The 7,305-nt window shown below is 50.5% G+C and carries 2 protein-coding genes, 11 tRNA genes and 1 rRNA gene (1 of these 14 cut by a window edge); all 14 read right to left on the reverse strand.

The window, feature by feature from the left end; all coding sequences use genetic code 11:
- Positions 1-71: 71 nt before the first annotated feature.
- Positions 72-2,882 carry a phosphoenolpyruvate carboxylase gene (ppc, locus tag KXU80_RS16205; RefSeq protein ID WP_219834300.1) on the reverse strand — a complete coding sequence of 937 codons (2,811 nt, stop codon included), beginning with the start codon at positions 2,880-2,882 and terminating at the stop codon, positions 72-74.
- Between the two features lie 333 nt (positions 2,883-3,215).
- Positions 3,216-3,289, reverse strand: a tRNA-Gly gene (locus tag KXU80_RS16210).
- 9 nt (positions 3,290-3,298) lie between these two features.
- Positions 3,299-3,375, reverse strand: a tRNA-Pro gene (locus tag KXU80_RS16215).
- A 28-nt stretch (positions 3,376-3,403) separates the two neighbouring features.
- A tRNA-Arg gene (locus KXU80_RS16220) sits at positions 3,404-3,480 on the reverse strand.
- A 6-nt stretch (positions 3,481-3,486) separates the two neighbouring features.
- A tRNA-Gly gene (locus KXU80_RS16225) sits at positions 3,487-3,561 on the reverse strand.
- 147 nt (positions 3,562-3,708) lie between these two features.
- Entirely contained in the window at positions 3,709-4,542 is an 834-nt protein-coding gene (locus tag KXU80_RS16230) for an ABC transporter ATP-binding protein (protein ID WP_219834301.1), read from the reverse strand.
- A 349-nt stretch (positions 4,543-4,891) separates the two neighbouring features.
- Positions 4,892-4,971 (reverse strand) — tRNA-Leu (locus KXU80_RS16235).
- A 34-nt stretch (positions 4,972-5,005) separates the two neighbouring features.
- A tRNA-Lys gene (locus KXU80_RS16240) sits at positions 5,006-5,081 on the reverse strand.
- Between the two features lie 7 nt (positions 5,082-5,088).
- Positions 5,089-5,164 (reverse strand) — tRNA-Gln (locus tag KXU80_RS16245).
- Positions 5,165-5,175: 11 nt separating this feature from the next.
- Positions 5,176-5,251, reverse strand: a tRNA-Val gene (locus KXU80_RS16250).
- Positions 5,252-5,265: 14 nt separating this feature from the next.
- A tRNA-Glu gene (locus tag KXU80_RS16255) sits at positions 5,266-5,340 on the reverse strand.
- A 15-nt stretch (positions 5,341-5,355) separates the two neighbouring features.
- Positions 5,356-5,431 (reverse strand) — tRNA-Thr (locus tag KXU80_RS16260).
- Between the two features lie 4 nt (positions 5,432-5,435).
- Positions 5,436-5,511, reverse strand: a tRNA-Asn gene (locus KXU80_RS16265).
- Between the two features lie 123 nt (positions 5,512-5,634).
- Positions 5,635-7,305, reverse strand: a 23S ribosomal RNA gene (locus KXU80_RS16270) (it continues 1,257 nt past the right edge of the window).

Consider the following 7,305-nt stretch of genomic DNA (forward strand, 5'->3'; position numbering starts at 1 on the left):
AGATGAATGCTGCATTCCCTTCTCGCGAAGGGAACGCAAACCAATCATCTTACGCAAACCAATCATCTTTATCAACCTGTGTTTCTCAGCCCCGCTGCAATGCCGTTGATGGTGAGCAGCACTTCGCGCAGGAGCTGCAGGTCGTCTTCTTCGCCTTTGGCGCGGCTGTCGCGGAGTTCGATCAACAGCTGCACTTGCATGTAGCTGAGCGGATCGACGTACGGGTTACGAAGGCGTATCGATTCCTGAATAACCGGAACGTTATCCAAAATCTCCGCTTGGCCCGTAATCTGCAAGATGAATGCGGATGTCCGCTCGTATTCTTCTTGAATTTGCGTGAAGATCCGGTCACGGATCGTTCCATCCGCAATCATGCCGGCATATTCCTTCGCGATTTGAAGATCCGCTTTGGCAAGCGCCATCTGCAAATTATCGATTAACGACGTGAAGAACGGGAATTTCTCGTACATGACGCGCAGCGTTTCCATCCGGTCACTGTCATCTTGAACATAACCTTGCAGCGCCGTTCCAGCGGCATACCAAGCCGGCAGCAAGTAGCGGCTTTGCGTCCATGCAAACACCCATGGAATCGCGCGCAGGTCTTCAAAACGATCGCTGCCTTTACGCTTCGCAGGGCGGGAACCGATATTCAACTCGCCAACCTCAGGCAGCGGCGTTGATTCCTTGAAGAAGGTCATGAAGTCCGGATCACGGAAGATCAGATCCTGATACTTCTGCAGCGCCGTCTCCGAGATACCGCGAGCAATTTCTTCCCAGCCAGCCAAATCGTCGACTTCCTGCTCCGGGTATTTTGCCAAACGAGCCGCCGTCACAAGCGCCCAAGTCGCTTGTTCCAAGCTGCGATAGGCAATTCCCTTCATGGAGTAACGGGAAGACAACACTTCGCCTTGTTCCGTAATTTTAATGCCGCCGCCTACCGTATGCGGAGGCTGCGCCAGAATACTGCGGTTCAGCGGCATGCCGCCGCGACCAAGTGCGCCGCCGCGTCCATGGAAGAATTTCAGCTTTACGTCAAACTTCTTCGCTGCGCTCGTAATCGAGTTGAGCGCAACGCGCAGCTCCCAGTTCGCCGTAACCACGCCGCCGTCCTTATTGGAGTCGGAGTAGCCAAGCATGATTTCATGCAAGTTACCGCGCGCTTCTACAGCTTTCCGGTACACGGGAAGAGCAAAGAGCTGTTCCATAATGCCAGGCGCAGCATGCAAATCGTCAATGGTTTCAAACAACGGCACCGCCTGCAGTGTACAGCGCACCTCGCCGTTCGCTTCTTTGCGGAACATGCCGACTTCTTTGGCGAACACCATGACTTCCAGCATATCGCTTGCACCCTGCGTCATACTGATCAGGTAGCTGGAAATACAGTTAGCACCGAACTCCGCTTGCGCACGGTAAATCGTGTGGTACACATCCAAGCATTCGCGCGTTCCCTCGGAATAAGCAAAATGCGGCGAAGTAAGCGGACGCGGATCATTCAGCAGATCATGCAGCAGTTCGATTTTCTCATCCTCAGAAAGGGCTGCATAGTCGGCTACAATGTTCATGTTCGCCAGTACTTCCGTCATCGCACTCTCGTGCTCCTTGCTGTGCTGACGTACGTCAAGTGCAGCCAGATGGAAGCCGAACAGTTCCACTTGACGGATAAGCTTACGAATATGCGTATCTGCCACGTAATCCGCAAAGTGATGACGCAGGCTGCGATCAATAACGAGTAAATCTGCTTTGAGCTCATCCGCGCTGTTATACCGCTTAGACGAACCCTTCAGCGATTCGTCGAGTGCGTTAGCCAGCTTCTCGAGCATATAGCCAAGCTTAATGCGATAAGGCTCCTTCTCGTTGCGCCACAGTTCCACGCAACGAGTCTCAACGACCTGCTCGCGGTCTTTCTTAATAGACTCGATCAGTTCATCGGAAACTTCAACGATATTCGTGCTGAAGCTCAACTGGCCCATGACTTCTGTCAGCAGCTCTTCGTATTTTTCCAGCGCAAGTCCGCGTTGAAGCTTCAAGGTTTCCCATGTTACACGGGCGGTAACCGAAGGATTGCCGTCACGGTCTCCCCCGATCCACGAGCCAAAACGGAGGTAGGTCGGAACATGCCAGCGTTCAGTTGGATAGTATTTGTCCAAGCAGCGTTCAAGTTCCTCATATACGCTTGGAAGAACTTCAAACAGAGTCTCGTCGAAATAGTACATGCCGTTACGCACTTCATCAATAACCGTCGGTTTACGGTCGCGAAGCTCGTCCGTTTGCCACAAGGTAAGCACTTCGTTCAGCAGCTTCTCACGCAATTTCTCCCGTTCGCGGTATGTAAGCGTCGGGTTGTCCAGCTCCATCATTTCAGAAGCAATGCGCTGATGAATATCCAGTACGGCGCGTCTCGTAGCTTCTGTCGGATGAGCAGTCATAACAAGCTCTAGGGAAATATCCGCAATGATTTCTTTGACGTTATCCACGTCGATTCCGCGATCCTTCAATGTCTGAATGGCGCTTTCAATGGAACCCGGCTGCACCTTCTCACCGGATGAACGCTCATAATCGCGTTTACGGCGAATTCGATGATTCTGCTCGGCAATGTTCACCAGCTGAAAATAAATCGCAAATGCACGAATAACCTGATGGCGGGTTACGGGATTCAGCGTATCAATAACCTGCTTGAATTCCTCGTAAAGCTCAGGTAAAAATTCCGCGCGCAGCGTCTTGCTCATCTCGCGAATTTTCTCGACATTCTCCAGCAGCTCATGACCGCCTTGATGAACGAGTACATCCCCCAAAATGTTACCCAGGAAACGCACATCTCGGCGCAGCAAGTTATTCGCTTGCGGTCGGCTTGTAGTCATTGTTGTTCCAGCATGTTCCGACATTCCAAATCCTCCTTAAGGTTTACAATGCAAAACCGCATTTCAAGCATCGTCGTTGGCTTGCACAGCATAACCGCATAACCAATGCTAAACATAATCTTCGGTTTTTAAAGCAGTACGCAGACCAAAATGTGTATTTACTCAGCCTATTTATAGGTTTTGCCCGCAGCAAACCTCTACATAAGCTAATTTAACCAGAAGTGACGGTTTTTTAACTCTAACCATCATACTACAAATCAAGTACCGGTTGAAGCTTTTTCACATGAGGAATGAAAGCAAATGATAAACATATAAAACAAAAAGCCTTGGAGTCCAAGGCTTTGATTCTAAATATAATGGAGCGGGTGATGGGAATCGAACCCACGCTATTAGCTTGGAAGGCTAAAGTTCTACCATTGAACTACACCCGCAGATAAATATGGTCGGGACGACACGATTTGAACATGCGACCCCCTGGTCCCAAACCAGGTGCTCTACCAAGCTGAGCTACGTCCCGATATATGTATAATCTACTTTAAAAAAAATGGCGCGCCCTGAGAGATTCGAACTCCCGGCCTTTTGATTCGTAGTCAAACGCTCTATCCAGCTGAGCTAAGGGCGCAAAATATGGAGCGGAAGACGGGAATCGAACCCGCGACCCTCGCCTTGGCAAGGCGATGCTCTACCGCTGAGCCACTTCCGCATTTCAGTGTCAGTCGCTTTTTCTTAAGCGCGACAAGTAATAATATATCATGGCCCTAAACAGAATGCAACCCTTTTTGAAGAAAAAAATTAAAAAATTATTGTTCGGGCTGCATCCTGCTTTTTTATCGTGAACTTCGCCAAATTCTCAGCTAACCATTACCGGCTCCAGCCCGATTACTTCCGGTTCCTCTTGGCTTCCTGCCAGCGCGTAAGGAAAGCATAACGGAACGCCGGTACGCGGATCCGGAATAATATCCGTCTCAATGCCGAATACCTCACGCAGTACATCTTTCGTCATAACAGCCTCTGGTGACCCTACGCTTATGACTTTGCCTTTCTTAATGCCTACCATGTGCTGCGCGTATCGTGAAGCATGATTCAAATCATGAACAACCATAACGATCGTTCTGCCCGCAGTCGCATTCAATTGCTGTAGCAGCTCCAACACCTCGAGTTGATGGGCCATATCCAAATATGTTGTAGGCTCATCTAAGAAGAGAAGGTCTGTTTGCTGTGCAAGGGCCATTGCAATCCATGCATGCTGCCTCTGGCCGCCTGAAAGTCGATCGATAGGTCGATCCTTAAACTCCAACAAGCCCGTACGCTCAACAGCCCACTGAATGATTGCACGATCCTCCTTGTTCAAGGACCCAAAACCTTTCTGATAAGGGAAACGGCCGTAAGAAACGAGCTCAGATACCGTCAGCCCGTCAGGCGCCGTTGGATTCTGCGGCAGAATGGCAAGCTGCCTTGCCACTTCCTTGGTAGACTGTTTATGTATTGATTTGCCATCCAATAATACGCTGCCGCTTGAAGGCGACATCAGCCGTGCCATCGTTTTTAAAATCGTGGATTTCCCTGATCCATTAGCACCGACTAAGGCTGTTATTTTCCCTTTGGGGATCGTTATATTCAAGTTCTCGACAATCAGTCGTTCTTCATAGCCAATGTTAAGGTTGGCAGTGTTCATTACGTTCATACCATGTCCACTCCTTGCAGCTCCCATAAAGTGATAATCGTTCTCACAATAAGATACATTCAATGATAACCATTCTCAATTAAACCGTCAAGTTATTCTGGGTAATTTCTAATTCATGTACTTCATATTATATGTTCATGCACATAAATATTCGTACCGTGTATAACTCCGTGTATAAAGGTACATTGCTGGTCGCATTTCCCCCTGCAATTGTTCCTCTTCCCACAGATGAGCTTTGAAATTGTGGACAGCTTTCTCAAGCCCGGCCTGGGTTTGGCCGCAATTTAATCCGAATATCCACAGAGTTATGCACAAAGAGACCCATTACATAAAGGGTCTCTTTGAATTATGCGCGTAGAGGGACTTGAACCCCCACGGTCGCCCGCCAGATCCTAAGTCTGGTGCGTCTGCCAATTCCGCCATACGCGCACATAAAATATATACCATTTTCATTATAAGAAAATGGTGAGCCATGTAGGACTCGAACCTACGACACCCTGATTAAAAGTCAGGTGCTCTACCAACTGAGCTAATGGCTCAAATAAATGGCTGGGGATCTAGGATTCGAACCTAGGGAATGACGGAGTCAAAGTCCGTTGCCTTACCGCTTGGCTAATCCCCATTATCAGAAATTGGTGGAGGCTGACGGGATCGAACCGCCGACCCTCTGCTTGTAAGGCAGATGCTCTCCCAGCTGAGCTAAGCCTCCGAAAATGAGAGAGATGGTGACCCGTAGGGGACTCGAACCCCTGTTACCTCCGTGAAAGGGAGGTGTCTTAACCACTTGACCAACGGGCCTTATGTAAAAATCACTGGAGCTCTCAACCGGGATCGAACCGGTGACCTCATCCTTACCATGGATGCACTCTACCTACTGAGCTATGAGAGCAAAATGGCTCCCCGAACAGGACTCGAACCTGTGACAACTCGATTAACAGTCGAGTGCTCTACCAACTGAGCTATCAGGGAACGGTAATACATTCGGGCAACTTTCACCCTGAAAACTGGATACGAACCTTTGCGAAGTTCATTACTTAGCTGAGCGAAGATGTTAACGTTGGTTTCCGAAGTGAACCCCTTAACAGGGTTCAATAGGATAAGCCCTCGACCGATTAGTATTCGTCAGCTGCATGCATTGCTGCACTTCCACCTCGAACCTATCAACCTGGTCGTCTACCAGGGGTCTTACGAATTGGGAAATCTCATCTTGAGGGGGGCTTCACGCTTAGATGCTTTCAGCGCTTATCCCGTCCGCACTTGGCTACCCAGCGGTGCTCCTGGCGGAACAACTGGTACACCAGCGGTGCGTCCATCCCGGTCCTCTCGTACTAAGGACAGCTCCTCTCAAATTTCCTACGCCCACGACAGATAGGGACCGAACTGTCTCACGACGTTCTGAACCCAGCTCGCGTACCGCTTTAATGGGCGAACAGCCCAACCCTTGGGACCTACTTCAGCCCCAGGATGCGATGAGCCGACATCGAGGTGCCAAACCTCCCCGTCGATGTGGACTCTTGGGGGAGATAAGCCTGTTATCCCCAGGGTAGCTTTTATCCGTTGAGCGATGGCCCTTCCATTCGGTACCACCGGATCACTAAGCCCGACTTTCGTCCCTGCTCGACTTGTAGGTCTCGCAGTCAAGCTCCCTTATGCCTTTGCACGCTGCGAATGATTTCCAACCATTCTGAGGGAACCTTTGGGCGCCTCCGTTACATTTTAGGAGGCGACCGCCCCAGTCAAACTGCCCACCTGACACGGTCCCTGTACCGGATTACGGTACCAGGTTAGAACTCCGATACGATCAGGGTGGTATCCCAACGTTGCCTCCACCGAAGCTGGCGCTCCGGCTTCTTAGGCTCCCACCTATCCTGTACAGATCGTACCAAAGTCCAATATCAAGCTGCAGTAAAGCTCCATGGGGTCTTTCCGTCTTGTCGCGGGTAACCTGCATCTTCACAGGTATTAAAATTTCACCGGATCTCTCGTTGAGACAGCGCCCAAGTCGTTACGCCATTCGTGCGGGTCAGAATTTACCTGACAAGGAATTTCGCTACCTTAGGACCGTTATAGTTACGGCCGCCGTTTACTGGGGCTTCGGTTCATAGCTTCGCCTTGCGGCTAACCACTCCCCTTAACCTTCCAGCACCGGGCAGGCGTCAGCCCGTATACTTCGCCTTACGGCTTCGCACAGACCTGTGTTTTTGCTAAACAGTCGCTTGGGCCTTTTCACTGCGGCCCCCTCGGGCTATTCACCCTACCGAGGCACCCCTTCTCCCGAAGTTACGGGGTCATTTTGCCGAGTTCCTTAACGAGAGTTCTTCCGAGCGCCTTAGCATACTCTGCTCGACTACCTGTGTCGGTTTGCGGTACGGGCACCTTCACCTGGCTAGAGGCTTTTCTTGGCAGCCTGAACTCATGACCTTCGCTACTGCAATTTTCGCTCCCCATCACAGCCCAGCCTTATCGATGTGCGGATTTGCCTACACATCAGCCTCACTGCTTGGACGGGCATCCATCAGCCCGCGTCACTATCCTTCTGCGTCACCCCATTGCTCGTAACGGCTTACGGTGGTACAGGAATATCAACCTGTTGTCCTTCGACTACGCCTTTCGGCCTCGCCTTAGGTCCCGACTTACCCTGAGCGGACGAGCCTTCCTCAGGAAACCTTAGTCTTACGGCGGACAAGATTCTCACTTGTCTTTTCGTTACTCATACCGGCATTCTCACTTGAATGCGCTCCACCAGTCCTTACGGTCTGACTT

It is taken from the genome of Paenibacillus sp. R14(2021), assembly GCF_019431355.1.
In the GTDB taxonomy this organism is placed as follows: domain Bacteria; phylum Bacillota; class Bacilli; order Paenibacillales; family Paenibacillaceae; genus Paenibacillus_Z.